At 55.3% G+C, this 25995-nt stretch carries 37 protein-coding genes and 1 pseudogene; 35 read left to right on the plus strand and 3 right to left on the minus strand.

The annotated features are described in order from the left end of the window. From ACRZ91_RS06335 to ACRZ91_RS06370, 8 genes and pseudogenes are all read left to right on the plus strand, one after another. A partial coding sequence (locus ACRZ91_RS06335) for an EF-Tu C-terminal domain-related protein (protein ID WP_480904111.1) occupies positions 1-111 on the plus strand: 111 nt, incomplete at its 5' end. 240 nt (positions 112-351) lie between these two features. After that, complete coding sequence (locus tag ACRZ91_RS06340; protein ID WP_480903409.1) at positions 352-2079, plus strand: amidohydrolase; 1728 nt, start codon at positions 352-354, stop codon at positions 2077-2079. Between the two features lie 175 nt (positions 2080-2254). Continuing rightward, the gene (rpsJ, locus tag ACRZ91_RS06345) at positions 2255-2569 is read left to right on the plus strand and encodes a 30S ribosomal protein S10 (protein WP_008756422.1); all 315 of its coding nucleotides are present in this window, start codon (positions 2255-2257) and stop codon (positions 2567-2569) included. Between the two features lie 18 nt (positions 2570-2587). Beyond that, positions 2588-3313, plus strand: a complete 726-nt coding sequence (gene rplC / locus ACRZ91_RS06350; RefSeq protein ID WP_039538255.1) for a 50S ribosomal protein L3 — start codon at positions 2588-2590, stop codon at positions 3311-3313. Further along, positions 3310-3927, plus strand: a complete 618-nt coding sequence (gene rplD, locus ACRZ91_RS06355; protein WP_010437039.1) for a 50S ribosomal protein L4 — start codon at positions 3310-3312, stop codon at positions 3925-3927. The genes rplC and rplD overlap by 4 nt, the downstream gene beginning before the upstream one ends. Continuing rightward, positions 3924-4220, plus strand: a complete 297-nt coding sequence (locus ACRZ91_RS06360) for a 50S ribosomal protein L23 (RefSeq protein ID WP_010437040.1) — start codon at positions 3924-3926, stop codon at positions 4218-4220. Before rplD ends, ACRZ91_RS06360 begins: the two co-directional genes overlap by 4 nt. Before the next feature lie 168 nt (positions 4221-4388). Then, on the plus strand, positions 4389-5423 hold the full coding sequence (locus ACRZ91_RS06365; protein WP_480903412.1) for a fatty acid desaturase: 1035 nt from the start codon (positions 4389-4391) through the stop codon (positions 5421-5423). A 19-nt stretch (positions 5424-5442) separates the two neighbouring features. After that, positions 5443-5523 (plus strand): annotated as a pseudogene (locus ACRZ91_RS06370) (50S ribosomal protein L23); the annotation flags it as partial. A gap of 97 nt (positions 5524-5620) precedes the next feature. On the opposite strand, the gene ACRZ91_RS06375 reads toward ACRZ91_RS06370, so the two are convergent. Continuing rightward, entirely contained in the window at positions 5621-6127 is a 507-nt protein-coding gene (locus tag ACRZ91_RS06375) for a MarR family transcriptional regulator (protein WP_170775919.1), read from the minus strand. Between the two features lie 38 nt (positions 6128-6165). Between ACRZ91_RS06375 and ACRZ91_RS06380 the strand changes: the two genes are divergently transcribed. Next, a complete protein-coding gene (locus tag ACRZ91_RS06380; protein ID WP_480903414.1) occupies positions 6166-6747 on the plus strand; it encodes a YceI family protein in 582 nt (193 codons plus the stop codon). A gap of 85 nt (positions 6748-6832) precedes the next feature. Beyond that, positions 6833-7465, plus strand: coding sequence for a hypothetical protein (locus tag ACRZ91_RS06385; RefSeq protein WP_480903416.1), 633 nt, complete (start codon positions 6833-6835; stop codon positions 7463-7465). 496 nt (positions 7466-7961) lie between these two features. Here the strand turns inward: ACRZ91_RS06385 and ACRZ91_RS06390 are convergent, their stop codons facing one another. After that, positions 7962-8336: a hypothetical protein gene (locus tag ACRZ91_RS06390; RefSeq protein ID WP_480903418.1), complete on the minus strand. Its 375-nt coding sequence runs from the start codon at positions 8334-8336 to the stop codon at positions 7962-7964. Between the two features lie 514 nt (positions 8337-8850). On the opposite strand from ACRZ91_RS06390, the gene rplB reads away from it, so the two are divergent. The 7 genes from rplB to ACRZ91_RS06425 all read left to right on the plus strand — a co-directional run bounded on the left by rplB (position 8851) and on the right by ACRZ91_RS06425 (position 12864). Continuing rightward, complete coding sequence (rplB, locus tag ACRZ91_RS06395) at positions 8851-9693, plus strand: 50S ribosomal protein L2 (protein ID WP_008757664.1); 843 nt, start codon at positions 8851-8853, stop codon at positions 9691-9693. A gap of 3 nt (positions 9694-9696) precedes the next feature. After that, positions 9697-9975, plus strand: coding sequence for a 30S ribosomal protein S19 (gene rpsS / locus ACRZ91_RS06400; RefSeq protein ID WP_010437056.1), 279 nt, complete (start codon positions 9697-9699; stop codon positions 9973-9975). A gap of 3 nt (positions 9976-9978) precedes the next feature. Further along, positions 9979-10359, plus strand: a complete 381-nt coding sequence (rplV, locus tag ACRZ91_RS06405; RefSeq protein ID WP_039538267.1) for a 50S ribosomal protein L22 — start codon at positions 9979-9981, stop codon at positions 10357-10359. After that, entirely contained in the window at positions 10359-11069 is a 711-nt protein-coding gene (gene rpsC, locus ACRZ91_RS06410; RefSeq protein ID WP_010437060.1) for a 30S ribosomal protein S3, read from the plus strand. Before rplV ends, rpsC begins: the two co-directional genes overlap by 1 nt. Positions 11070-11081: 12 nt before the next feature. Then, on the plus strand, positions 11082-11495 hold the full coding sequence (rplP, locus tag ACRZ91_RS06415; RefSeq protein ID WP_010437070.1) for a 50S ribosomal protein L16: 414 nt from the start codon (positions 11082-11084) through the stop codon (positions 11493-11495). Positions 11496-11654: 159 nt separating this feature from the next. Next, positions 11655-12203 carry an amino acid synthesis family protein gene (locus ACRZ91_RS06420; protein WP_480903421.1) on the plus strand — a complete coding sequence of 183 codons (549 nt, stop codon included), beginning with the start codon at positions 11655-11657 and terminating at the stop codon, positions 12201-12203. A 40-nt stretch (positions 12204-12243) separates the two neighbouring features. Continuing rightward, a complete protein-coding gene (locus tag ACRZ91_RS06425; RefSeq protein WP_480903423.1) occupies positions 12244-12864 on the plus strand; it encodes a 2OG-Fe(II) oxygenase family protein in 621 nt (206 codons plus the stop codon). A 31-nt stretch (positions 12865-12895) separates the two neighbouring features. Here ACRZ91_RS06425 and ACRZ91_RS06430 read toward each other — a convergent pair whose 3' ends face one another. Continuing rightward, positions 12896-13843: a response regulator gene (locus tag ACRZ91_RS06430; protein ID WP_480903425.1), complete on the minus strand. Its 948-nt coding sequence runs from the start codon at positions 13841-13843 to the stop codon at positions 12896-12898. 445 nt (positions 13844-14288) lie between these two features. On the opposite strand from ACRZ91_RS06430, the gene rpmC reads away from it, so the two are divergent. The 18 genes from rpmC to ACRZ91_RS06520 all read left to right on the plus strand — a co-directional run bounded on the left by rpmC (position 14289) and on the right by ACRZ91_RS06520 (position 25968). After that, positions 14289-14495, plus strand: coding sequence for a 50S ribosomal protein L29 (rpmC, locus tag ACRZ91_RS06435; protein WP_010437082.1), 207 nt, complete (start codon positions 14289-14291; stop codon positions 14493-14495). Positions 14496-14499: 4 nt separating this feature from the next. After that, a complete protein-coding gene (gene rpsQ, locus ACRZ91_RS06440) occupies positions 14500-14730 on the plus strand; it encodes a 30S ribosomal protein S17 (RefSeq protein ID WP_170775925.1) in 231 nt (76 codons plus the stop codon). Positions 14731-14806: 76 nt separating this feature from the next. Further along, positions 14807-15175, plus strand: a complete 369-nt coding sequence (rplN, locus tag ACRZ91_RS06445; protein WP_008757934.1) for a 50S ribosomal protein L14 — start codon at positions 14807-14809, stop codon at positions 15173-15175. A gap of 2 nt (positions 15176-15177) precedes the next feature. Then, a complete protein-coding gene (gene rplX, locus ACRZ91_RS06450; protein WP_010437096.1) occupies positions 15178-15489 on the plus strand; it encodes a 50S ribosomal protein L24 in 312 nt (103 codons plus the stop codon). Then, entirely contained in the window at positions 15482-16042 is a 561-nt protein-coding gene (gene rplE / locus ACRZ91_RS06455; protein WP_170544316.1) for a 50S ribosomal protein L5, read from the plus strand. The genes rplX and rplE overlap by 8 nt, the downstream gene beginning before the upstream one ends. A 19-nt stretch (positions 16043-16061) precedes the next feature. Further along, entirely contained in the window at positions 16062-16367 is a 306-nt protein-coding gene (gene rpsN / locus ACRZ91_RS06460) for a 30S ribosomal protein S14 (RefSeq protein WP_010437098.1), read from the plus strand. A 13-nt stretch (positions 16368-16380) separates the two neighbouring features. Then, positions 16381-16773 (plus strand): 30S ribosomal protein S8, encoded by a 393-nt coding sequence (gene rpsH, locus ACRZ91_RS06465; RefSeq protein WP_010437099.1) that lies wholly within the window; start codon positions 16381-16383, stop codon positions 16771-16773. Between the two features lie 11 nt (positions 16774-16784). Continuing rightward, a complete protein-coding gene (gene rplF / locus ACRZ91_RS06470; protein WP_010437101.1) occupies positions 16785-17318 on the plus strand; it encodes a 50S ribosomal protein L6 in 534 nt (177 codons plus the stop codon). A gap of 11 nt (positions 17319-17329) precedes the next feature. Beyond that, complete coding sequence (gene rplR / locus ACRZ91_RS06475; protein WP_010437103.1) at positions 17330-17689, plus strand: 50S ribosomal protein L18; 360 nt, start codon at positions 17330-17332, stop codon at positions 17687-17689. A 116-nt stretch (positions 17690-17805) separates the two neighbouring features. Continuing rightward, positions 17806-18375 carry a 30S ribosomal protein S5 gene (gene rpsE, locus ACRZ91_RS06480; RefSeq protein ID WP_010437107.1) on the plus strand — a complete coding sequence of 190 codons (570 nt, stop codon included), beginning with the start codon at positions 17806-17808 and terminating at the stop codon, positions 18373-18375. Between the two features lie 12 nt (positions 18376-18387). Beyond that, positions 18388-18576, plus strand: coding sequence for a 50S ribosomal protein L30 (gene rpmD, locus ACRZ91_RS06485; protein WP_008757946.1), 189 nt, complete (start codon positions 18388-18390; stop codon positions 18574-18576). A gap of 173 nt (positions 18577-18749) precedes the next feature. Continuing rightward, a complete protein-coding gene (locus tag ACRZ91_RS06490) occupies positions 18750-20255 on the plus strand; it encodes an ArnT family glycosyltransferase (protein ID WP_480903429.1) in 1506 nt (501 codons plus the stop codon). Between the two features lie 506 nt (positions 20256-20761). Further along, positions 20762-21250 (plus strand): TadE/TadG family type IV pilus assembly protein, encoded by a 489-nt coding sequence (locus ACRZ91_RS06495; protein WP_480903431.1) that lies wholly within the window; start codon positions 20762-20764, stop codon positions 21248-21250. Position 21251: 1 nt separating this feature from the next. Next, complete coding sequence (locus tag ACRZ91_RS06500; protein ID WP_480903432.1) at positions 21252-22583, plus strand: TadE/TadG family type IV pilus assembly protein; 1332 nt, start codon at positions 21252-21254, stop codon at positions 22581-22583. Positions 22584-22963: 380 nt separating this feature from the next. Next, a complete protein-coding gene (locus ACRZ91_RS06505; protein WP_480903435.1) occupies positions 22964-23179 on the plus strand; it encodes a DUF1127 domain-containing protein in 216 nt (71 codons plus the stop codon). Positions 23180-23379: 200 nt separating this feature from the next. After that, entirely contained in the window at positions 23380-23853 is a 474-nt protein-coding gene (gene rplO, locus ACRZ91_RS06510; RefSeq protein WP_170544309.1) for a 50S ribosomal protein L15, read from the plus strand. Positions 23854-23962: 109 nt separating this feature from the next. Continuing rightward, positions 23963-25327: a preprotein translocase subunit SecY gene (gene secY / locus ACRZ91_RS06515; RefSeq protein ID WP_010437121.1), complete on the plus strand. Its 1365-nt coding sequence runs from the start codon at positions 23963-23965 to the stop codon at positions 25325-25327. Continuing rightward, positions 25324-25968: an adenylate kinase gene (locus ACRZ91_RS06520; protein ID WP_170781602.1), complete on the plus strand. Its 645-nt coding sequence runs from the start codon at positions 25324-25326 to the stop codon at positions 25966-25968. The genes secY and ACRZ91_RS06520 overlap by 4 nt, the downstream gene beginning before the upstream one ends. The last annotated feature ends 27 nt before the right edge of the window (positions 25969-25995 follow it).

Consider the following 25995-nt stretch of genomic DNA (forward strand, 5'->3'; position numbering starts at 1 on the left):
TTCACCGTCGAGCTGATCGCGCCGATCGCGATGGAAGACGGCCTGCGCTTCGCCATCCGCGAAGGCGGCCGCACCGTCGGCGCCGGCGTCGTGTCCAAAATCATCGAGTAATTCGCGCAAGCGAATGATCAGATGGAAAGGGCGTCCCTCGGGACGCCCTTTTTCGTTTTTGCCTAAGTGAACAGTAATGCTAACTTCTTTCGTATTGAGACATTGCAATTAGAAAGAGGTCATAAGATGCACTTTTCGGCGCGTTCAATTTGTCTTGTCGCAGCAGTTGCTTTCTCATCTACTTCAGCATCGTCACAAGAAATTGCGGATAGGATCTATCTCGGAGGGCCCATCGTTACGATGGACGATACGGCTCCGTCCGCCGAAGCTGTCGCAGTCAAAGACGGGCGCATTCTTGCGGTTGGGCCGCTGTCTGACTTGTCGGCGCATCAGGGTGAAGAAACCGAAACCTATGATCTGGAAGGGCGCGCGATGCTTCCGGGGTTCGTTGATAGCCACGGACATGTCGTCATGGGAGGCTTGCAGGCATTGTCCGCTAACCTTCTTGCGCCACCGGACGGTGATGTCATCGATATCGCCAGTCTGCAATCCACACTGACTGACTGGGGCGAGGAGAATGCGCAGGCCGTTGAACAGGTCAAAATGATCATCGGCTTTGGTTACGACAATGCTCAATTAAAGGAACTCCGTCACCCAACACGACAAGAGCTGGACATGGTGTCCGAGGACTTGCCCGTTGTCATTATTCATCAGTCCGGGCACCTAGGCGTGGCAAACTCGAAAGCGCTGGAGTTGGCAGGCATCACGGCTGCTTCGGAGGCCCCTCCGGGTGGGGTCATTCAACGCGATGAAGCCGGTGAACCAAATGGAGTTCTGGAAGAATACGCGTTCTTCTCGGTTCTCGTGCCGATGCTGGGGAATTTGGGTGAGGAAGGTCTGGCAGCATTTGCCCGAGCTGGGACCGAACTCTGGGCAAAGTTTGGATATACGACCGGACAAGAAGGTCGATCTTCAGGTGAAATCGTCGAAGTTCTCAGGAAAGTTGCCGCAGAAGAAGGGCTTCCTATCGACGTTGTAGCGTTTCCGGATGTTCTCGAGTCGAGGGAGTATATTGGAGCGAACACCTCGACGGATTATGACAACCGGGTTCGGGTAGGGGGCTGCAAATTGACAATTGACGGTTCGCCGCAGGGTTTCACGGCTTTGCGGGATCGACCCTACTATGATCCGGTTGGAAACTATGCCGCGGGGTACGCAGGGTATGCGGCCATAACGATGGAACAACTCCAGGACGCCGTGAACTGGTGTTACGAGAACGATTTCCAAATCCTTGTGCATTCCAATGGTGAAGGGGCATCAGACATGTTGATTGCTGCGCTCGAAGAGGCGCAGATCAAGTATGGCGATCCCGGCAACCGCCCGGTTCTGGTCCACGGTCAGTTTCTTCGAGAGGATCAGGTTGCCAGTTTTAAGCGCCTTGGGGTGTTTCCGTCGCTTTTCCCGATGCATACGTTTTACTGGGGCGATTGGCACCGAGATCATACCGTCGGACCGGTCAACGCCGATAACATCTCACCCACAGGTTGGTTGCGTGAACGTGACATGATGTTTGGCACGCATCACGATGCGCCGGTGGCCTTTCCAGATAGCATGCGTGTGCTTGCAGCCACGGTCACGCGCCGTACGCGCTCCGGAGATATCTTGGGACCGCATCAGCGGGTAGATGTCATGACCGCCTTGAAAGCCATGACAATTTGGCCCGCATGGCAGCACTTCGAAGAAGAAGAGAAGGGGTCCATCGAAGTTGGAAAGGCTGCGGATTTCGTGATCTTGTCAAACGATCCCACCTCAGTCGATCCAGAGACTCTAGCCGAGCTCAAAGTACTTGTAACCGTGAAGGGCGACGAGGTTGTCTATGAGGCTGAAGAAGGTGTCAGAGAAGGAATTTTGCGTTTTTCGCCATTTTCCAGTGACCCAGTCGTTGCGCATCTCTTTCTGCACGCGGTTTACCAAGGAATGAAGGTCGAAGATCCATGGCTAACCAATGGCGCTTCCGGAGGTGAATAAGAGTGCTTTCTTTGCTGCGTTTGCCTCTTGCCAAAATGCTCAGGTACCTATAGTACGCGCGAGTTCTCTATTGGAACATCAAGGCGGGGTGATTCCCGCCTTTTGGGTTCGATGAGGGTTGGCGATGCGCGTCTGTCCTCCTCTCAACCTCAACGCCTGATAAAAGGCTGTATCTATGCAAAGCCAAAATATCCGTATTCGGCTGAAGGCATTTGACTATCGCGTTCTGGATGCCAGCACGCAAGAGATCGTCAACACTGCCAAGCGGACCGGCGCGAACGTGCGCGGCCCGATCCCGCTGCCGAACAAGATCGAGAAGTTCACGGTTCTCCGTGGCCCTCACGTTGACAAGAAATCCCGCGACCAGTTCGAGATCCGCACCCACAAGCGTCTCTTGGACATCGTTGATCCGACCCCCCAGACCGTTGACGCGCTGATGAAGCTCGACCTCGCTGCTGGTGTGGACGTCGAGATCAAGCTGCAGTCGTAAGATCGGAGGGTATAAATTATGCGCTCTGGTATTATCGCAAAAAAAGTTGGCATGACCCGCCTGTTCATGGAAGACGGCAAGCAGATCCCTGTGACCGTTCTTCACCTGGACAACCTGCAGGTTGTTGCACAGCGCACCGCTGACAAAGACGGCTACACCGCCGTTCAGTTGGGCGCCGGTGCTGCCAAGGCAAAACGCACCTCGAAAGCCATGCGCGGTCACTATGCCGCTGCAAAGGTTGAGCCCAAGCGTAAGCTGGCCGAGTTCCGTGTCTCCGAAGATGGCCTGATCGATGTAGGTGCCGAGATTTCGGCAGAACACTTCCTGGAAGGTCAGAAAGTTGACGTTTCGGGTACCTCGATCGGTAAAGGCTTTGCCGGTGCGATGAAGCGTTGGAACTTTGGTGGTCTGCGCGCCTCGCACGGTGTTTCGATCAGCCACCGTTCGCACGGTTCGACCGGTCAGTGTCAGGACCCGGGCAAGGTGTTCAAAGGCAAGAAGATGGCCGGTCATATGGGTGCTGCCCGTGTTACCACCCAGAACCTGGAAGTTGTCAAAACCGACGCCGACCGGAACCTGGTCTTCATCAAAGGCGCCGTTCCCGGACCGAAATCGGGCTGGGTCACCGTCAAGGACGCCGTCAAGAAGAAAGCACCTGAAGGTCTGCCGTTCCCGGCAGCCGTAAAAGGTGCTGCAACTGAAGCACCTGCGGAAGAAGCTCCCGCGGAAGGTGGTGAAGCATGAAACTTGATGTAATCAAACTGGACGGCGGCAAAGCCGGCAACATCGAGCTGGATGCAGACCTGTTCGGCCTCGAGCCGCGTGCGGACATCCTGCACCGTGTGGTCCGTTGGCAGCGCAACAACGCGCAAGCCGGCACCCACAAGGTGAAGACTCGTTCGGAAACCAGCTACTCGACCAAGAAGATCTATCGCCAGAAAGGCACCGGTGGCGCACGCCATGGTGACCGTAACGCGCCGATCTTCCGTGGTGGTGGTATCTACAAAGGCCCCGTGGTTCGTTCGCATGGTCACGACCTGCCCAAGAAGTTCCGCAAGCTTGGCCTGCGCCACGCTCTGTCGGCAAAAGCCAAGGCAGGTGAACTGGTCGTAATCGAGAACGCCGAAGCCGAAGGCAAGACCGCTGCTCTGGCCAAACAGGTTGCAAACCTGGGCTGGAAACGCGCTCTGGTCATCGACGGCGCGACCGTGAACGAAGGGTTCCTGAAAGCGTCCAAGAACATCGAAGGTCTGGATATCCTGCCGTCGATGGGCGCAAACGTCTATGACATCCTCAAGCGTGACACCCTGGTGCTCACCAAAGCGGCTGTCGAAGCACTGGAGGCTCGTCTGAAATGAGCGCGAAGGCAGAACACTACGACGTGATCCGCAAGCCGGTCATCACCGAAAAGTCGACCATGGCGTCCGAAAACGGCGCGGTTGTCTTTGAAGTGGCGATCGACAGCAACAAGCCGCAAATCAAAGAGGCCGTTGAGGCTCTGTTTGGTGTGAAGGTCAAAGCGGTAAACACCACCGTGACCAAAGGCAAGGTCAAGCGGTTCCGCGGCCAGCTGGGCCGTCGCAAAGACGTCAAAAAAGCATATGTGACCCTGGAAGAGGGTAACACCATCGACGTGTCCACCGGTCTCTGATCGAACCCGTCTTTGGAGAGATATGAAGGCCCCCGCGAAAGCGGGGGTTTTTTCTTTAGCAGCGACACAGAAAATTGAGCGCGGAACGATCGTGTTTTGAACAAATCGCTTGCTAAGTCGGGCCGGTAGTCTATCCGGTACCCAACAAACAAAAGATATGGCAGGCGTATGGCAAACTTTTCTCACTCGACCCGGGAAAATCCGGATGTGACCGCGGCGCGGGATTGGGTGTCTACACTTGCCAAATACCGCGAACCGAACCAGTGGCGCAGTTCCTTTGAGCTGGGTGTCAGCATCATCCCTTTCTTTGCGCTTTGGACGCTGTCCTGGATGTCACTTTCGCTCAGCTATTGGCTGGCGTTTGCGATTTCGGCCCTCAATGCAGCCTTCCTGCTGCGGCTGTTTGCGATCCAGCATGATTGCGGGCACGGGGCGTTCTTCAAAAACAGGGCAGTCAGCGACTGGGTAGGACGCGCGATCGGGGTGCTGACGTTGACACCCTATGATGTCTGGCGCCGAACGCATTCGACGCATCACAACAGCTCGGGCAATCTGGACAAACGCGGCATGGGCGATGTCCATACGCTGACGGTGGCCGAGTATAAGGCGAAAACGCCAATGAACCGGTTCTGGTATCGTGTGTATCGCCATCCCATAACCCTGTTCGGTTTTGGCCCTGGCTATTTGTTCCTGTTTCAGAACCGCCTTCCGCTTGGACTGACCGGCAGCTTCAGGTTCTGGGTCAGCGCGATGGGCACCAACGTGGTCATTCTGGCTGCTTTGCTGGCTGTTTATTATTTTGGCGGCCTGATGCCGGTCTTGTTGATTTTCCTGCCTTCGACCCTGATTGCCGCAACCGCAGGCGTATGGCTGTTCTACGTCCAGCACCAATTCGAGGACACGCACTGGGATCCCGACAAAGACTGGCAACTGCACGAGGCCGCCCTGCACGGAAGCTCGCACTACATCCTGCCCTCGGTGTTGCAGTGGTTCAGCGCCAATATCGGCATCCACCACGTGCACCATCTGTACAGCCGCATCCCGTTCTACCGCTTGACCGCAGTGCTGCGCGATCATGATGAATTGGCAAACAGCAACCAGATGACCATCCGAGAAAGCCTCGCCAACGCGCGCCTACATCTGTGGGACGAGCAAAGTCGTCGTCTTTTGTCCTTCGCCGAAGCCCGTGCGCTTTATGGGTGATGGTAGGTTTTGCGGCTAGTTGAGCCGTCGGAAAGACATCGAGAAAGCATATGTGACCTTGGAAGAGGGTAACACCTTCAACGTGTCCACCGGGCTCTGATCGAACCCGCCTTGGGAGAAAGACTAAGGCCCCGGCGAAAGCGGGTTTTTTGTGCCCCAATGTGAGGTGCTAGCCCATACACGCTATCAAAGATCCTTCAGTCTGGACTGGATTGATCCTGTTCTGCTTCGATGAATGCTTGCCAGCCATCCACTTTACCAAACGCGCGCATTCTTTCGTGCAGCATAGGACCATATATGGACCACATGCGTTTTCGTAAGTTCCGGCCCTTTTCCGTAACTTTCAGAACTTTTCCACGTCTATCACGATCAGATTCGATGAACTCCACCAATCCCTCTGCCAATAGCCGCTTGCTCAGATGGGACAGGTTCGACTGTTCGAATATGGTATCCTGAGCAAGCTCATACGGACGCAACTGACCCCCGTGTCGTTCAAGCGACCAAAGCACATCATACCATTTCAAAGGTGGAAACCCGGCATCCTTTAGGGCCGCGCCGATGTCAGACTGGATGCGCCGGGTAGCTCGGTTCATAGCGACCCAGATTTCTGTCTCAAATTCCGTTGGCAGATCGTTCTTCACAACTTCGTGTTTGCCTTGTTTCTGATTGCAGTCTTGGTTTGACTTAATTAGATGAAAATTCATCTACATTCCAGTGCCCATCGGATGAAAGGAATACAACCATGACTTTTAAACCTGTGATTGCCGCCGCTGCCTTGACCGTTGCCGTGACACCGGCCCTTGCGCAAACCTACAAGACCGATCAGGGGCATACCGAAGTGAGGTTCGGTTGGAGCCACGCAGGTGTCTCGAACCAGCATGGCGAGTTCACCAAAGTAGACGGCGTGCTGGACCTGAATGCCGACGATGTGGAGGCCTCGACGCTGAACGTGACGATTGACACCAACAGCCTGGCTTCGGGGTTTGGGCCTTTGGATGATCACCTTAGATCGGCTGATTTCTTCGAGGTTGAAACCTATCCCGAGATCACATTCGTCAGCACCGAAATCAAGCGCACCGGAGATAGCACGGCAGATGTGACCGGAGACCTGACCATCCACGGCGTGACCAAACCCGTGACCCTGAAAGCCACGCTGACCCATCAGGGCGAGCATCCTTTGGGTGGCGCCATCGACTATTACAAAGGAGATTGGGTTGCTTTCTCGGCGACCGGAGAGATTGATCACACAGAGTTTGGTGTCGGTCCGTTCTCGACCGGACCGATATCCATCATGATCGATACCGAGATGAAGGCGGACGGGTGAAATCGTAGTTGGGCCATTGGAAAGACGTCGATTCAGCATAGTTTACTGTGGAAGAGGGTAACTCAATCGACGTGAGGACAGGCCTTTGATCCGGCGCTTGCCGCAACTATTCACGGCCTCGGAGGTTCAACCCGCCGGGGCCGACTTCGTTTCTGACCCTGCGACTGTGCGTGTGCAGGTGCTGGAACAGATACGGGCGTTCAGCGCCGAGCCGTATTTTCAGATCGCTGATGAACGGCTTGGGTTGTTATCGGTGTTCGATGACCTGAAATACGACCGGGCGGATGTGGACATGATCTCGCCGGCGATGCGCAAGCATGTGATAGGAAAGCTTGGCCCGCTTGGGTTTCGTCAGACCTCCGGCACGGTGTTGGAGCACGTCGAGGCCGATATGCGCGTTCACATTCCCAAGTTCCACGCCCTCGCGGCCTCGCCCTTCGATATTACTCGCTACACCGAGAAACGCCCGCAGGATTACTGCCTGCTGACGCCCACGCAGGTGGCCTGTCAGTACGTGGATCACTATGAACTGGACGAGGCGTTGCAGCGGGTCGAGGCGCTGATTTCGAAACACCCGGTCAACCTGCTCAAACTGGCGGACTATCTGGAAGGCAAACCCAAACACCGCACCTTTCGCGAGGTGCTGGGGCATATCAAACTCAAGCAAAGGATCGCGGTGGAGTCCGAGCCGCTGTGCCGCAGACGGTCTTTGGGTTGACAAAACGGGTTCATATTCTTGCAAAAAACCTAAGCTGCTCTTTGAGTTCGAGCTCTCTGCGCAAGCTGAAGGGCGCAGCTCCCGACAAGAAGGTCAATCCCAGGTGATTGTAGGTGGCGGGGTTCCGCAAACCTCAAGTCGCGCAGCGAGCGCAACTATCTTCCCTTTAGTGGCCGCAATTTCACCTTCCAAGTCTGCGCCTGATAGACTGGAAACTGGCACACCTATCAACAAAACGCCTACAGCGTCACCCGCCACTGCATCTTTTTGTGCGGCGATCAACGAAGGAACTTTCGCTGTTTCCTTTTGATATAACTCTCTGGCCTTATTGCAGGGTACATCCGCGTATACGTCACCGATTGGAACAGGTGCGATTGAACTGGGCTGCTCGGCACAAGCGGAGATTGTGGCGCAAAGACAGATTGATGCGGCAACTTTTCTCACGCTTGCTCGCGCAGTTTGCTTTTGGGTTTGCAGGAAAACCTGTGACTTGTCTTTAACATGCATAGGAGAATTCCCACTGTGGATCGACGACCAGGCGAGCTGTTAGAATTTGGCAATTTCGACCAGTCGAAGCGAGATAGTCTTTGGCGGCTGATTGAAAGACCAATTGCGTCGGGTCCATGCTTCCAGCCAGCCACAGTGTTGCGCCCTCGGCGGCACCGGCAAGCGCGGCATCTCCCAAGCTAGGAGTTAGCATAATCAAACCACTTTCCGGCTTGTCGAAAACGCGCCATGTCTTCCCATGCGCCGCAAAGTTGACTGGCTGGACATCGCCATAAGTTTTCATTGCGTAGCTCATTCCTGAGCACGATGCCGACACAAGCCCGACTGCAAGAGCTAAGATGAGTAGAGCATATTTTTGATACATGGCCTCTCCCCCAAAGTTAGTCAGGGTAAGGATTCACGACCAATTGTCTGTAGTTTACCTTGATATAGATCAAAATATCAAAACAATACAATATTAAGATATAATGAGTGTAGGCATAGCATGGTTCTTAGTGTTGTCCTGGCCGCCATAGCCACTCGAATAGAAGGCGATTAACTGCTGTCTAGTCATATCCTTCAGTAGGCTTATAAGCTGTTGAGCCTAAAGCGTTGTTGATATTTGTTTACTGCAGCAGTAGTGAGCTAAACGTTCGTGGAATTCGCGCATTGAAATTCGACTTACGTGGGTTTCCCGTTGTGGTGTAGAAATCCAAAGGTCTCTATAGACACCCGCGCCCAACCCTGTTACACGCTCCCAATCTTGCGGCCTCGGATTCGTTCCGGGGCCTCTGATATTTGTAACCGGGGACCTTCGGGGCCCTATACCCTTGGCACCTACGGGGGCCTATCACATAGCGGGGAAACCCCCTGCACTTGCTAAACGGAAGACAGAAAGCATGGCACTTAAGTCGTACAAGCCGACGACGCCGGGCCAGCGCGGGCTGGTGCTGATCGACCGTTCGGAGCTTTGGAAAGGACGTCCGGTCAAGTCTCTCACAGAGGGTTTGACCAAATCGGGCGGCCGGAACAACACCGGACGGATCACTTCACGCCGCCGCGGCGGTGGCGCAAAGCGTCTCTACCGGATCGTTGACTTCAAACGGAACAAATTTGATGTCGCGGCAACCGTCGAGCGGATCGAATATGACCCGAACCGGACCGCATTCATCGCACTGGTAAAATACGAAGACGGTGAGCAGGCATATATCCTGGCTCCGCAGCGTTTGGCCGTTGGTGACAAAGTCGTGGCATCCGCCAAGGCGGACATCAAGCCGGGCAACGCAATGCCGTTCTCGGGCATGCCCATTGGTACCATCGTCCACAACATCGAGATGAAGCCTGGTAAAGGCGGTCAGATCGCACGTGCGGCCGGTACTTACGCTCAGTTCGTTGGTCGCGATGGCGGCTACGCTCAGATCCGTCTGAGCTCGGGCGAGCTGCGCATGGTCCGTCAGGAATGCATGGCCACCGTTGGTGCCGTGTCCAACCCCGACAACTCGAACCAGAACCTTGGTAAAGCCGGTCGTATGCGCCACAAGGGCGTTCGTCCGTCGGTTCGTGGTGTTGCAATGAACCCGATCGATCACCCGCACGGTGGTGGTGAAGGTCGTACCTCGGGTGGCCGTACACCGGTTACTCCGTGGGGTAAGGACACCAAGGGTAAGCGTACCCGCAACAAGAACAAAGCGTCCCAAAAGCTGATCATCCGCTCGCGGCACGCCAAGAAGAAGGGACGTTAATCTATGTCTCGCTCTGTTTGGAAGGGTCCATTCGTCGATGCTTACGTGCTGAAAAAAGCCGAAGCAGCGCGCGAGTCGGGCCGCAACGAAGTCATCAAGATTTGGTCGCGTCGTTCCACCATTCTGCCCCAGTTCGTGGGTCTGACCTTTGGTGTGTACAACGGCCATAAGCATATCCCCGTCAACGTCTCGGAAGACATGATCGGTCAGAAGTTCGGTGAATACTCGCCGACTCGTACCTATTACGGTCACGCCGCAGACAAAAAAGCGAAGCGGAAGTAAGTCATGGGCAAGGAAAAGAACCCCCGCCGCGTGGCCGAAAACGAAGCAATGGCGAAAACGCGCATGCTCCGTACCAGCCCGCAGAAACTGAACCTGGTTGCGCAGATGATCCGCGGCAAGAAAGTTGAGAAGGCTCTGACCGATCTGACTTTCTCGAACAAGCGTGTCGCGCAGGACGTCAAGAAGTGCCTGCAGTCTGCAATCGCCAACGCCGAGAACAACCACAACCTGGATGTCGACGAGCTGATCGTCGCCGAAGCCTGGGTTGGCAAGAACCTGGTCATGAAGCGCGGTCGCCCGCGTGCCCGTGGCCGTTTCGGCAAGATCATGAAGCCGTTCTCGGAGATCACCATCAAGGTGCGTCAAGTTGAGGAGCAAGCCTAATGGGTCATAAAGTCAATCCGATCGGCATGCGCCTGCAGGTCAACCGCACCTGGGACAGCCGTTGGTACGCAGATACCAAGGACTACGGTGATCTTCTGCTGGAAGATCTGAAAATCCGTGAGTTCATCAACAAAGAGTGCAAGCAGGCCGGTGTTGCCCGTGTGATCATCGAACGTCCGCACAAAAAGTGCCGCGTAACGATCCACACCGCACGCCCGGGTGTCATCATCGGCAAGAAAGGCGCGGACATTGAAGTTCTGCGCAAGAAAATCGCGCTGATGACCGACAGCGAACTGCACCTGAACATCGTCGAAGTGCGCAAGCCCGAGCTTGACGCGCAGCTGGTTGCCGAGTCCATCGCTCAGCAGCTGGAGCGCCGCGTCTCGTTCCGCCGCGCGATGAAGCGGTCGGTTCAGAACGCCATGCGCATGGGCGCCCTGGGTATCCGGGTGAACGTCGCTGGTCGTCTGGGCGGCGCTGAAATCGCACGGACCGAGTGGTATCGCGAAGGCCGCGTGCCTCTGCACACCCTGCGTGCCGACATCGATTACGCACATGCCGAAGCGATGACTCCCTACGGGATCATCGGGATCAAGGTCTGGATCTTCAAAGGTGAGATCATGGAGCACGATCCACAGGCACGTGACCGTAAAGCACAGGAACTCCAGGACGGCCCTGCACCTCGTGGTGCTGGTGGCGGTCGTCGCTAAGGAGGGAAAGATATGCTTCAACCAAAGCGTACTAAATTCCGCAAGATGCACAAAGGCCGGATCAAGGGTCTCGCCAAAGGCGGCTCTGATCTGAACTTTGGCACCTACGGCCTGAAAGCTCTTGAGCCTGAGCGTGTAACCGCACGCCAGATCGAAGCCGCCCGTCGTGCCATGACGCGTCACATGAAGCGTCAGGGCCGCGTTTGGATCCGCATCTTCCCCGACACTCCGGTCACGGCCAAGCCGATCGAAGTTCGTATGGGTAAAGGTAAAGGTTCGGTCGACCGTTGGGCCTGCAAAGTCAAGCCTGGTCGCGTGATGTTTGAGATCGACGGCGTCAATGACGACATCGCCCGCGAGGCCCTGCGCCTGGCCGCGATGAAGCTGCCGATCAAGACCCGCGTTGTGATCCGCGAAGACTGGTAAGCGATCCGAGGGCAACTCCGCTCGTGACAAGATCGACCCCCGTCGGGACACCGGCGGGGGTTTTCTTTTGGCTCCACCGCTTTTGATGATGCAGGTCGCGAAAGAAGTCGACCTCAACCCGCGAGGCCCATAGGCTGCCCAATAGGAATGAGGGGGCATATGGTGCAGCTACGCAAAAAGATGTTCGTCAAAGAAGTCATAACCACCGACCAGCTGGGCCAGCCATGTGAGCCGATCAGTCGGGTTGCCGCGTTAGCGGTGATACAGAACCCTCTGGCCGGACGCTTCTCGGATGATCTTTCCGAGCTGTTTGAGATCGGAGCCCTTCTGGGCCCTGACCTTGCGGTTGATGCGCTCTCGCAACTGGACGGTGCGCCGGTGTCATATGGCAAGGCAGCGATCATCGGCATGAACGGCGACCTCGAGCAGGGCGGGGCGGTGATCCACCCCAAGCTTGGCGCTCCCATGCGCGCGGCGGTCGGCGGTGGTGAGGCGGTGATCCCCTCAAACGCCAAGCTGGGCGCGCCGGGTTGCGCGATTGATCTGCCGCTGGGGCACAAGGACAATCCGTGGTCGTTCGATCATTTCGACACGATGACGCTAAACGTTCCAGACGCGCCGAAACCGGATGAGATCGTGCTGTGCCTCGCCTATGCCGATGGCGGTCGCCCGATCCCGCGCTGTGGCAAAGGGCCCATCAAAAGCTAAGCGTCTGGTCTTGCCGAAAGGGCTGGGGTATTCCCGGCCCATGGCACAGATTGAATCACTCTTCGTTACCCGTCTCTACCGCGCGTCCCTGTCCGAGTTCGATCCCAAGATCGACCCGGAGGAACTGGAAAGCTCTTGCCTTGTCATCGCCGAGGATGATGAGGCCGGGCAGGAATGGTGCGAGGAAAACGGCTATCCCGGCTACACCAGCTATGCCTCTCTGACCGATCTGCCCTGGCGGTTCCCGATCTTCGCCGATCTGGTTACGGCTTTGGACAGGCATGTGGCGGCCTTCGCCAAGGATCTGGAGTTTGATCTGGGCGAGGGCGAACTGAAACTCGAGGACCTCTGGATCAACATCCTGCCCGAAGGCGGCATGCATTCCAGCCACCTGCACCCGCACAGCGTGATCTCGGGTACGACCTATGTGGCGATGCCCGAAGGTGCCAGTGCGCTGAAACTGGAAGACCCCCGCTCGGGCCGCATGATGGCCGCGCCGACACGCCTGAAGGGCGGACGTCGGGACCTGCAGCCGTTCATCTATATGAAGCCAAAGGTGGGCGACGTACTGTTGTGGGAAAGCTGGCTACGCCACGAAGTGCCGATGAACATGGCCGAGGACGAGCGGATCAGTGTCAGTTTCAACTACAACTGGGGATAGCAGGGCGAAATTCACCGCGCTGCCATTTCATTTAATACAGTGCGGTGTTTGAATGTGCTGCGGTCTTGAGCTCTCCGATCATGTGGTCGATGAATGCGATCTGTTTTTTGGGTGACAGGAACGATTTGCGGCAAATGCTGGAGACGTCAAATTCGACAGGCACGGGACAGCCATCCCGAAAGACAAGGCCCGTTTCCGCGATTTGCCGATAGATGCTTGCGGTCACCTCCTCGATGGGTTTGGCGTGATGACCGTAGGTCGCGATTCCGTAAATTCCGCGTCCAAAATAGGTAATCACCGGAGCCTGCTCGCAAAGCGCATCCGAAATGCATTCGGCAATGTCCGTTACCTCGTCGATGAATTCCCGTGGCGTACGTCTTTCGTAGATGGATGTGATATTGGCCACCGTAAGTATCTGGAGTCTGGTGGCGCGAAACTCCAGCCGGCCCAACTGCGCCAGGTAGTTCTCAAAGGCGTGGACCCGCAGGACCCCATCGACATCGTCTATTGGTATCGCGTCGCTGAGGGCAACCGTCTTGGCTTCGTTGTTCAATCGACACAACTGGTCCGGTGCTTGTGTGCTTTGGGCCAACTGTTCAATCCGGGAGGAAGCGGTTTCAGCCAGCTTGACGCGTAGGTTCAGATCGGTGAAGTCAACCGGCTTGATTACGTAGTCGGTGGCCCCTGCGGCAAAGGCGTCGTCAACATGCCGCTTATCCGACATTGCGGTGACCATGATGATCGGCTTGTGCTGATAACGTGGCCGGGCCCGTATGCTGCGGCAAACCTCGACGCCGGTCATCTCGGGCATTTGTATGTCCAGCAGGAACAGATCAAAAGGACGGACGGCGTGATCAATTTTTTCCAACGCTTGCAGCCCGGACTGCGCAGTTTCAATACTGTGGTCCCCGGACATTTCCAGTCCAAGAGAGAGTACTTCCAATATGTCGGCATCGTCATCGACAATAAGAACCTTCATGGCGGATCTCCAAAACGTCGAGCGGTACAGGATTTGACAAGTAGGACAGGGTAAAACGAATGAATCAGAACAATACTTTGCTCGGCGAAAGTTCCACAACTTAAACAACTATCTACCTTTGTAAGGTACCGTATAAATTGCATTGCAGAAAAGATGTATTTGATTTGTGTTAAATAATACTGATTTAGATAATCCTGATTGAGGTCTGTCTATTCGCCCAATGATCTATCAAAATGTGACTGTTGCATGTGTCCCAAGCTGCAGCGCAGCGGACAATACACAGTGGCTAAACTTTCCCTTGCCACCTACACCCCAAACCCCTATAGAGCGGCATCCTGCGATCTCCCGGCGTTGTCGGGCGATTCGTATGTCTATCATTCATCCACCAGGTCCAAGGTGACCCTGTCAGGGGGCCTTCTGGTGTTTTGAGCAAAGGAAAAAGGCGATGAACGCCCAAGAACTGCGTGACAAGACCCCGGACCAGCTCCGCGAGGAACTGGCCAACCTGAAGAAAGAAAGCTTTAACCTGCGCTTTCAACAGGCAACCGGTCAGCTGGAAAACACTGCCGGCATCAAAGCGGCCCGCCGCAATGCTGCCCGCGTCAAAACCATTCTGAACGAAAAGGCCGCTGCTGCGGCATCCGAGGAGTAATCAGATGCCCAAGCGTATCCTGCAAGGCACCGTGACCAGCGACGCCAACGAACAGACCGTAACCGTTCAGGTAGAGCGCCGCTTTACCCACCCGGTTCTGAAGAAAACCATCCGTAAGTCCAAGAAATACCGGGCTCACGATGAAAAGAACGCCTTCAAGGTCGGTGACTCAGTCCGCATCATCGAATGCGCACCGAAATCGAAGACGAAACGTTGGGAAGTTCTGGAAGCGTAAGCTTCCGGGATATTTCCATTTGTCGAAACCCTGGGGGATTTAACAAGACCAGCCCCCACAGGTCGGGAGAAACCACATGATCCAGATGCAGACCAATCTGGATGTCGCTGACAACTCCGGCGCACGCCGAGTTCAGTGCATCAAGGTCCTGGGTGGTTCCAAGCGTAAATACGCCTCCGTCGGCGACATCATTGTCGTCTCGGTGAAGGAAGCCATCCCACGCGGCCGCGTAAAGAAAGGTGACGTCCGTAAGGCCGTCGTCGTACGCACCGCCAAAGAAGTTCGTCGCGAAGACGGCACCGCGATCCGTTTCGATCGCAACGCCGCCGTCATCCTGAACAACAACAACGAGCCAGTCGGTACCCGTATCTTTGGCCCCGTTGTTCGCGAACTGCGCGGCAAGAACTTCATGAAAATCATCTCGCTGGCTCCGGAGGTGCTGTAATCATGGCTGCTAAACTCCGCAAAGGCGACAAGGTCGTCGTGCTGGCCGGCAAGGACAAGGGCAAAGAGGGGACTATCACCTCGGTTGACCCGAAAGCCGGTAAAGCCGTTGTCGATGGCATCAACATCGCCATCCGCCACACCCGTCAGTCGCAAACCTCGCAAGGTGGTCGCCTGCCTCAGGCAAACCCGATCGAGCTGTCGAACCTGGCACTGCTGGACAAAAACGGCAAAGCAACCCGCGTTGGCTTCCGCATGGAAGGCGACAAGAAGGTGCGCTTCGCCAAGACCACAGGGGACGTGATCGATGCTTGATACCGCAACCTACACCCCGCGTCTGAAAGCTCAGTACGCCGAAACTATCCGTGCCGCTCTGAAAGAAGAGTTCGGCTACAAGAACGACATGCAGCTGCCCAAGCTGGAAAAAATCGTTCTGAACATCGGTTGTGGTGCTGAGGCTGTCAAAGACTCGAAGAAAGCGAAAGCTGCTGTCGAAGATCTGACTGCGATTGCTGGCCAGAAGGCTGTTGCAACCAAGGCGAAGAAGTCGATCGCGGGATTCCGCGTCCGTGAAGACATGCCGCTGGGTGCGAAAGTGACCCTGCGTGGCGACCGGATGTACGAATTCCTGGATCGTCTGATCACCATCGCGATGCCTCGCGTTCGTGACTTCCGCGGTGTGAAGCCGTCTTTCGATGGTCGTGGCAACTTTGCCATGGGCATGAAAGAGCACATCGTGTTCCCGGAAATCGACTTCGACAAGGTCGACGAGGTCTGGGGCCTGGATATCGTAATTGCCACCACAGCGAAAACCGACGCTGAAGCAAAGGCATTGTTGAAAGCATTCAACATGCCGTTCAACGCGTAAGCGCCGGGAGGATTGAGACATGGCTAAGAAAGCAATGATCGAACGCGAAAAGAAGCGCGAACGCCTGGTGGCCAAATATGCCGCAAAGCGTGCCGAGCTGAAAGAAATCGCGAATGACGAGAGCAAGCCGATGGAAGAGCGCTTCAAGGCGCGTCTGAAACTGGCGAAACTGCCGCGCAACAGCTCGGCAACCCGTCTGCACAACCGTTGTCAGCTGACCGGTCGTCCTCACGCTTACTACCGTAAGCTGAAGGTCAGCCGTATCGCGCTGCGCGAGCTGGGTTCTGCTGGTCAGATCCCCGGCATGGTGAAATCGAGCTGGTAAGGGAGACATAGATATGAATGATCCTATCGGCGATATGCTCACCCGTATCCGCAACGCGCAAATGCGCGGCAAGTCCACCGTTTCCACCCCGGCTTCCAAGCTGCGCGGTTGGGTTTTGGACGTGCTGGCGGACGAAGGTTACATTCGTGGCTACGAAGCGACGACCGGTGAAAACGGTCATCCGGCCATCGAAATCAGCCTGAAATACTACGAAGGCACCCCTGTTATTCGCGAACTGAAGCGGGTCTCAAAACCCGGCCGTCGCGTATACATGGGCGTCAATGACATCCCGCAGGTCCGTCAGGGTCTGGGCGTGTCGATTGTCAGCACTCCGAAAGGTGTGATGTCGGACGCAAACGCTCGCTCCAACAATGTTGGCGGCGAAGTGCTCTGCACCGTCTTCTAAGGAGGTCTGCAATGTCTCGTATTGGTAAAAAACCGGTCGAGCTGCCCAGCGGCGTTTCCGCCTCTGTGTCGGGTCAGACCATCGAAGTGAAAGGTCCGAAAGGCACCCGTAGCTTCACCGCAACCGATGACGTAACGCTGTCGGTCGAAGACAACGTTGTGCAGATCAACCCTCGTGGGATGTCCAAGCGCGCGCGCCAACAGTGGGGCATGAGCCGCACTATGGTTGCCAATCTTGTTGAAGGCGTGACAAACGGCTTCAAAAAAGAGCTGGAGATCCAGGGTGTTGGTTACCGGGCTCAGATGCAGGGCAACACCCTGAAGCTGAACCTGGGTTACAGCCACGATGTTGATTTCACTGCTCCGGAAGGTGTCACCATCACCGCGCCGAAGCAGACCGAGATCGTTGTGGAAGGTATCGACCAGCAGCAGGTGGGCGAAGTCGCGGCCAAAATCCGCGAATGGCGCCGTCCCGAGCCGTACAAAGGCAAGGGCATCCGCTATAAGGGCGAGTTCATCTTCCGCAAGGAAGGCAAGAAGAAGTAAGGACGCAAACAATGGCAAACAGCAAAAGAACCCTGTTTCTGAAGCGCCGCCTGCGCGTTCGGAACAAACTTCGCAAGGTCAACGCGGGTCGTCCGCGTTTGTCCGTACACCGTTCGAACAAGAACATCTCTGTTCAGCTGATCGACGACGTACGTGGCGTGACCCTGGCGTCGGCCTCGACTCTGGAAAAAGATCTGGGTGTTGTTGGCAAGAACAACGTCGAAGCGGCCACCAAAGTGGGCGCGGCCATCGCCGAGCGTGCCAAGAAGGCAGGCGTCGAAGAGGCCTATTTCGATCGTGGTGGCTTCCTGTTCCACGGCAAGGTGAAGGCAGTTGCCGACGCCGCGCGTGAAGGTGGTCTGAAGATCTAAGACCTGCGGGCGGGTTTCGATCCGCCCCGATGATCCGGGGGCCTCGGCGACAGTCGGGGCTCACTTGGATTGAAGAAAACGGCGCCGTAAGCGCCACATGAGAAAAGGGATGCCAAATGGCAGAACGTGAAAACCGTCGGGGCCGTGGCCGCGACCGTGAAGAAGCACCGGAATTTGCAGATCGTCTGGTCGCAATCAACCGCGTGTCGAAAACCGTAAAAGGTGGTAAGCGCTTTGGCTTCGCCGCTCTGGTGGTTGTCGGCGATCAGAAAGGCCGCGTCGGCTTTGGTAAGGGTAAAGCGAAAGAAGTACCCGAGGCCATCCGTAAGGCGACCGAGCAAGCCAAACGTCAGATGATCCGCGTGCAACTGCGCGAAGGTCGGACCCTGCACCACGACATCGAGGGCCGTCACGGCGCTGGTAAAGTGGTTATGCGCACCGCACCTGAAGGTACCGGTATCATCGCCGGTGGTCCGATGCGTGCCGTGTTCGAAATGCTGGGCGTCAAGGACGTTGTGTCCAAGTCGCTGGGCTCGCAGAACCCGTACAACATGATTCGCGCCACCATCAACGGCCTGCAGAAAGAGCAGAGCCCGCGTTCGGTTGCCGCACGTCGTGGCAAAAAGGTTGCCGACATCCTGCCCAAGCGGGAAGAAGCACCAGCTGCTGCTGAAGCAGAAGCATAAGGAGAGCGACCCATGGCAAAAACCATCGTCGTCAAGCAGATCGGCTCCCCGATCCGCCGCCCCGCCGAACAGCGCGCAACCCTGATCGGTCTGGGCCTGAACAAGATGCACAAAACCCGTGAGCTGGAGGACACTCCTTCGGTCCGCGGCATGGTCAATAAGATCCCGCATCTGGTAGAGATCATCGAAGAACGCGGCTGAGCGCGATTTCTTTGTGGAATAAGAACGCCCCTGACCGGATCGGGGGCGTTTTTTATATTCCGGCCACCTAACCATCGAACTGGTTCTGGGTTTTTCGTATCATCAATCCCACGGGTTGCACTGAACTGGCGCAGAGACCCGTGAATCCCAAAAGTAACATTGATTTTAAAAAAATGACGCAGATTGAGCTCAAGAGCAGTAAATTTCAAAACAGGTTTGGCTATGCGGTGCTGGCCTGTATCTGCATCGTCATCACCGCGGCATACTGGCACGCGCAGAACCTCGGCGGCGGGGATCTGTGGCGCTATGACGAGTTTTATACCCATGACCGAACGCTGGGTTTTGCGGCGTTTCAGGACTGGTTTACAGTTTACAGCCTTGGCAAACCCTCACTCGAAAAGCCGCCCCTGCAATATTGGATGTCCGCGGGCCTGATCCAGGCAGGTCTGACCGATCTGATCGCGCTGCGCATACCCTCTCTGATCTTTGCAGCCGGAGCGATGATAGCCACCGCAGCGCTCGCCTATGTTATGTTTCCGCGTCAGGTTTGGCTGATGCCGATCTCGGTGTTGCTGTTGTCCACATCCGATCAATTCTGGCAATATTCAACCTCGGCGATGCTGGATGCGGGTGCGGTTTTTTTTGTAACGCTTGGTGTATTGTCGTTGTTCTTGTCGCTCAAGAACCCACGCTATTGGCCGACATTCCCGATTACAGTTCTTCTGGCGGGTTTGCAGAAGGGTCCGACACCGTTGGGATTTCTGCTGATCGCTCTGATTGGTGTGGCGCTGACCTCGCGGTTCCATGGGGACAAACTGCGAGACATCGCCCGGAATCGACGTTTTCAGTACTCGGTTCTCGCTGCATTTTTCCTTGGGTTCATCTGGCAGATTTTCCAGCATGCAAAATATTGGGGGCAGGATAGGCTCAGCGGGTCGATCGAGGGTGAGATGATCAACCGCTTCATCCCCGAAAACCTGGAGTTCGTGTCTAGAACCATCTCCGGTTTCGACACGCTGATCCTGTATGACGAGCCCGTGATACGGTTGGCTGGTCTGGCAGGTCTACTGATGATTCCGTTCATCTACAGGACATCGGCCTATTTCGCCATGTCCTCGATCGCGGTCCTGTTTGTTTTGATTATGATCCTTGCCCAAGACAGCGTGTATGACCGCTATACACTCACGATCTTGCCTTTGTTGTGCGTCGGCGCGGCATGGTTGATCTTCTACGTCTGCCGACGCCCTGTAATCGGATGCATTGCAGCGGTTCTGGTTGTTGTTGCACTGGGCGGTCCGCTGCGACCGGTCGAGGTTCTGGCGCAATCGAAGTCACGGGACTACGGTATGCCTATCGCCGAGATCCTTGTGCACTTAAACGACAGCTTTGAATCTGGTGAGACGGCAATCTTCTGCAGGCTCGAAAATCGGAACTTCCCCCGTGGCGCGGTGCACGTTCATGCTCCCAGGGCCGGGCCGGGGCAGCATATCTATCTGCGCAGCGTGGACTCGCTTAGACGCGACATGCGCAAATACAAGGGCGGGCGGATACGTGGCTTGTGTCTGAAATCCGAGATCGACCTGCTCAGTCCGCATTTCGAGGGTGTAACAACCGAACCTGTGGGCGGCGGATTTCATATCTGGACGGCCTCCGGTTATCGCCAGGCAATCTCCGAATGATACGGCATAACAGCCAATACATTCGGCACCTGCGCTGTTTGCTTGTGCACCATCTCTTTGCAGGCCGAGTTGCTCTCGGATCGTCTGCCCGTGGCGTGAGCATACCTAGTCAGTCCACGCACCAAAGCACCGCACACGACTAATACCCATGATGATGACGGTTACATTTCATCGGAACCATAGTTTGATTGACACATATTCTGTGCCCGCCTCGGTCAATTCCTGCCAAGTGGATTGAGTGCGCTCCAAGGTCGCCAGACTAATAATTCTCTGGGCGAACCGATAAAAACAGAGATTTCTCGGAACTTCGATAACCTTAGGAAATCAAGCGTTTTAAGCAGAAAACTTTGATGAACACGGTTAATTGTGCACGAAAAACACTCAATGTTAATTGAATATGAACGGTGTGTTCAAATGGTGTTTAATAGCTTTCGGGCAAACTCTCTCTGCAAGTCAGGGTTGAAGACGATTCGACCAAAGAGTCTTTGTTGAGAAAGGACCGAGAAATGGCTGAAACTGCAAACCAAGGTGCAGTTTGTGAAGTAGCTAGTGTAAAAAGTTGTTCAATGTCAGAACTGTACGAAAAAATATTTTCTAACTCGAAGCGGCGCATGTCGGAATTCTGGAACTGCGAGTCTGGCTCTTTCACTGTAGAGGCTATGATCTGGATTCCGATGTTCTTTTTCTTGATGATTTTCGCCTTAAATGTCTCGATGGTTTTTGTGCAGGAGTCATTAATTTTGCGCGTTGTCCAAACGGTATCGAGAGAGCACTCACTGGGTCTTTACCGCGACGATGCAGAAGCAGAACTAGATTTATCGAACCAGCTCTCGCACCTAGGTGCCAATGTCACTGTTGATGTGTCAAAATCGTTTAAGATGGCGACTGCATCAGTGCAAGTTCCAGCAGTTGATCTGATGCCAATGCAGTTTTTACGCAATACATTCAGCGGAGTTGAGATCGACGTAACAAGCAACCATCTCGTGGAGTTTTGAGATGAAACTCTCTGACTATCTCGCCAGTTTTTTCCTGAGTGACGAAGACGGATCGGCCACAATTCTGTCTCTGTACTTTTGCATTATATTGGTGGTCTTGGGGGGGTTAGCGATCGATTTCCAAAAGCGCCAAGCCGATAATCAAAGGCTGCAGAACGCGGCGGATTCTTCCGCTCATGCGGCGTTGTTGGCGCGTCAGACCAAGAGTGCCACGGACGCAAGGGCAGAGGGCCTTGCCGTACTGACGAAGATGTTGCCCAGAACAAATATGGATACTGCGGTAAGATCAGCCGATTTCACATTTGGAACTTGGGATTTTGATAAGCGCACTTTTGTATCATCGCCCGTCGCGACCGAAGCCGTGCATGTCTATGCGGGAATGACGCAGGACCGAGGCAATCCAACTCTGAACTTCATTTTGTCTATAATTGGTTTTGACAGCTTTGATGTGGCTAGCGAAGCAATCTATGCCATGAAGCTCAAGCCATGTTCGTATCAAGGTCTCTTGGCTCAAGGGCCCCTTACAGTTGATTCCCAGAACTTCTATGGGCCTGGCTTTTGTATGCATTCCAACCAATATGTCAGTCTGAGGTCGAATAACTATTTCACGCCGGACAACTATGATGCAAATATCATGGGTGCCAAAGTCTCGATGCCTCATGCTGAAGATCTTCGTCTTCCTGATTCAGGCTTTGCGACAAACGCAAACCTTGAACATGCACGGACCGAAGGTTGGTACGATTTTTCCTCACTTAGCCAAATTCCTACGATCATCGACGAATTGAATACAGGCACCAGTGCGTTTACGCCTTCAACCGTTACCGAAGTGGCGGAAGACACGCTTTCTGTAATGGAGATACGCCCTGAAGATATCACTTCCGGAAAGGCCTACAAACATGCATGTTCCGGCGGCACTATTACCTTCAAGTCGGGTACTTATGAGAACTTCTCGATGGTAACCGACTGCAAAATCGAGTTTTCCTCGAACGTTGTGTTGGAGGATGCAACGATTGCCACAACCAACACCTCCGCACAATCTGTCTATTCGCATTCAGGATTACAGATGGGCAAGGATGACGACTGCGCACCGGGCGGCGAAGCCAGCATTATCAGTATGGGCGGGTTTTATGCCAACGCTAACTTTTCTTCCTATGGTGGAACAGTCTGGACAGAGGGTGACATCTATTTTCATGCCAGAGCCAAGAAGATCGAAGGCATTACCATGAAGTCTTTGGGTTCTATTACCGGCACCTCGGAAGCAGAAATGAGAGTGTGTGATACCACCCCCATTTGGGAAGAATATGCCGAGTATGGGCCGCGTCTCGTAAGGTAAAGATACAAGCCCAGGATTGGACCGAATTTAGGATATTCAATCTGGGCTCTATCTCATTTCGACGGGTGCGAATTGTGAGCAGTATTTTCGTAACTAAGCGCTGACATTCAAGCCCTGACATTAAGGTCGCAGGACAAAGATCGCAGTTCGCATTGTCTGTAAACCACGGCTAATGCGAACCGGTGCCGTGAGCGCAATAAATGGTAAAAAAATTGCGCAATAAGTATCAAACTCACCCCGCCATTCAGTTTTTGCATACCGGCTAGACCAAAACGCGCGTTGTTAGCGGTATCGAGCGCGCCTATCTCCCCCTTGTCCAATGAAGGAACAAATCAAGTGACATCGGGGAATACGCCCCGACATTCGAAAGGAATAAAGATATGGGACATACAGCTACACTGACACATGGCGGCTTCAACCTGAGCACCCGTATTGCGAACTTTATCGAGCGCGTAAAAGAAAACCGCGCCCGAGCGATGGAATACAACCGCACCTATACCGAGCTTCAGCGTCTGACCAACCGCGAACTGGATGATATCGGTATTCGTCGCTGCGATATCGCGGATATCGCGCGCGAGCATGCCTACTGCGGGTAACACCCCAACCACTCACCGTTGAAGAGGCGCCATTATGGCGCCTCTTTTGGTATTGGGGATGTGATTGAACAATACTTGCAACTGAGCGTGCAACGCTGTAGAGCGCTCCGGTGGATTTCCATCCACGAGAATCAAAACCAAGAAATGCCGTGGTTGGCCCATCACGCTTCGGGGGTCACATCCGGCTAAGGAGAAGCGATATGAAACTGCACGAATTGCGCGACAACCCAGGCGCCGCACCTAAACGCACCCGCGTTGGCCGTGGTCCCGGTTCCGGCAAAGGTAAAATGGGTGGCCGTGGTATCAAAGGCCAGAAATCCCGTTCGGGTGTGGCCATCAATGGCTACGAAGGCGGCCAGATGCCGCTGTACCAGCGCCTGCCCAAGCGTGGCTTTAACAAGCCGAACCGCAAGGAATTCGCCGTTATCAATCTGGGCCTGATCCAGAAATTCGTCGACGCCGGCAAGCTGGACGCCAAAGCTGCGATCACCGAGGACGCGCTCTTAGCATCCGGTCTGGTCCGTCGCAAGCTGGACGGTGTCCGCGTTCTGGCCAAAGGCGAGATCAGCGCCAAAGTGAACCTGGAAGTAACCGGTGCTTCGAAAGCTGCTGTTGAGGCGGTTGAGAAAGCGGGCGGCTCACTTACGGTCACAAAAGCGGCTGCGGCAGAGTAAGCGCTTGTGAGCGGGTCAAGACCCGCTTACATAGACCACAGAGTTTTCCAAGACGCCGCCCGAGCCGGAAAACGGTTCCGGGCGGTGTTTTCATAAGAGAGACCGATTTATGGTATCAGCAGCAGAACAAATGGCAGCCAACACAAGCTGGGCTGCCCTTGGTAAAGCCACCGATCTGCGCAACCGCATCCTGTTCACGCTTGCATTGCTGATCGTCTATCGTCTGGGCACCTTCATTCCGGTGCCTGGCATTGACGGTGCAGCCCTGCGCGAGTTCATGGAGCAGGCGGGGCAGGGCATCGGCGGCATGATTTCGATGTTCACCGGCGGGGCGCTGGGGCGGATGGGTATCTTTGCCCTCGGCATCATGCCCTACATTTCGGCCTCGATCATCGTACAGCTGCTGACGTCGATGGTTCCCGCGCTTGAGCAACTCAAGAAAGAGGGCGAGCAGGGACGCAAGAAGATCAACCAATACACCCGTTTCGGCACCGTGGCTCTGGCCACCGTTCAGGCTTATGGTCTGGCCGTTTCGCTGGAATCGGGTGATCTGGCCACTGATCCGGGCCTGTTCTTCCGTATGTCGACCATGATCACTCTGGTCGGCGGCACCATGTTCCTGATGTGGCTAGGTGAGCAGATCACTGCACGCGGCATCGGCAATGGTATCTCTCTGATCATCTTCGTCGGCATTATCGCCGAGGTTCCGGCTGCTCTGGCGCAGTTCTTTGCCAGTGGCCGCAGCGGCGCGATCAGCCCTGCCGTGATCGTGGGTGTGATCATCATGGTCATCGCGGTGATCACATTCGTGGTGTTCATGGAGCGGGCCCTGCGTAAGATCCACATCCAATACCCGCGCCGTCAGGCCGGTATGAAAGTCTATGAAGGCGGCTCCAGCCATCTGCCGGTCAAAGTGAACCCGGCGGGCGTGATCCCGGCGATCTTTGCAAGCTCGCTGCTGCTGCTGCCGGTAACGATCTCGACCTTCTCGTCGGGTGCTACAAATGGCCCGGTCATGTCGTGGCTGCTGGCGAACTTCGGTCCCGGTCAGCCGCTATACCTGCTGTTTTTCGCTTCGATGATCGTGTTCTTCGCCTATTTCTACACGTTCAACGTGTCGTTCAAACCCGACGATGTGGCGGACAACCTGAAAAAGCAGAACGGTTTTGTACCGGGTATCCGTCCGGGCAAGAAAACCTCTGAGTATCTGGAATACGTGGTCAACCGCGTTCTGGTTCTGGGTTCGGCCTATCTGGCGGCGGTCTGTCTGTTGCCTGAAATTCTGCGGGGCCAGTTTGCCATCCCGTTCTATTTCGGCGGCACCTCGGTTCTGATTATCGTCTCTGTGACCATGGACACCATCCAACAGGTCCAGAGCCACCTGCTGGCGCATCAATACGAAGGGCTGATTGAAAAGTCCCAACTGCGCGGCAAAGGCAAGAAACGCGGCAGAAAGGGAGCTGCTCGTCGATGAACATCATTCTTCTCGGCCCCCCGGGGGCAGGCAAAGGAACGCAGGCGCGTCACCTGGTTGAAACCCGCGGTATGGTGCAGCTGAGCACCGGAGACATGCTGCGCGAGGCCAAAACCTCGGGCACGGAAATGGGCCAGAAGGTTGCTGCGATCATGGACTCGGGCAAGCTGGTCACCGACGAGATCGTGATCGGCCTGATCGAAGAGAAACTGACCACCGAAAAAGGTGCCGGTTTCATCTTTGACGGCTTCCCTCGGACGCTGGCACAGGCCGATGCGCTGTCGGCTCTGCTGACCAAGCTGGGCCAGTCGCTGCATACGGTGATCGAGATGCGCGTGGACGATGACGCGCTGGTGGACCGGATCACGGCGCGATCAACCTGCGGCGGATGTGGTGAGGTCTACAACGACAACACCAAGCCGATTCCTGCGGATGGCAAATGCACCAATTGCGGCAAGGAAAATGACTTCGTCCGTCGTGCTGACGACAACGAAGACAGCCTGCGCACGCGCTTGATGGAATACTACAAGAAGACCTCTCCGCTGATTGGCTATTACTACGCCAAAGGCGATCTGCGCCCGGTGAATGGGCTGGCGGATATCAAGGAAGTTACCGCTTCGATTGAGGCGGTTCTTGGCTGATATTAATATGGGCTTGACGGCACCGCC

It is taken from the genome of Ruegeria sp. O11 (genome assembly GCF_056535285.1).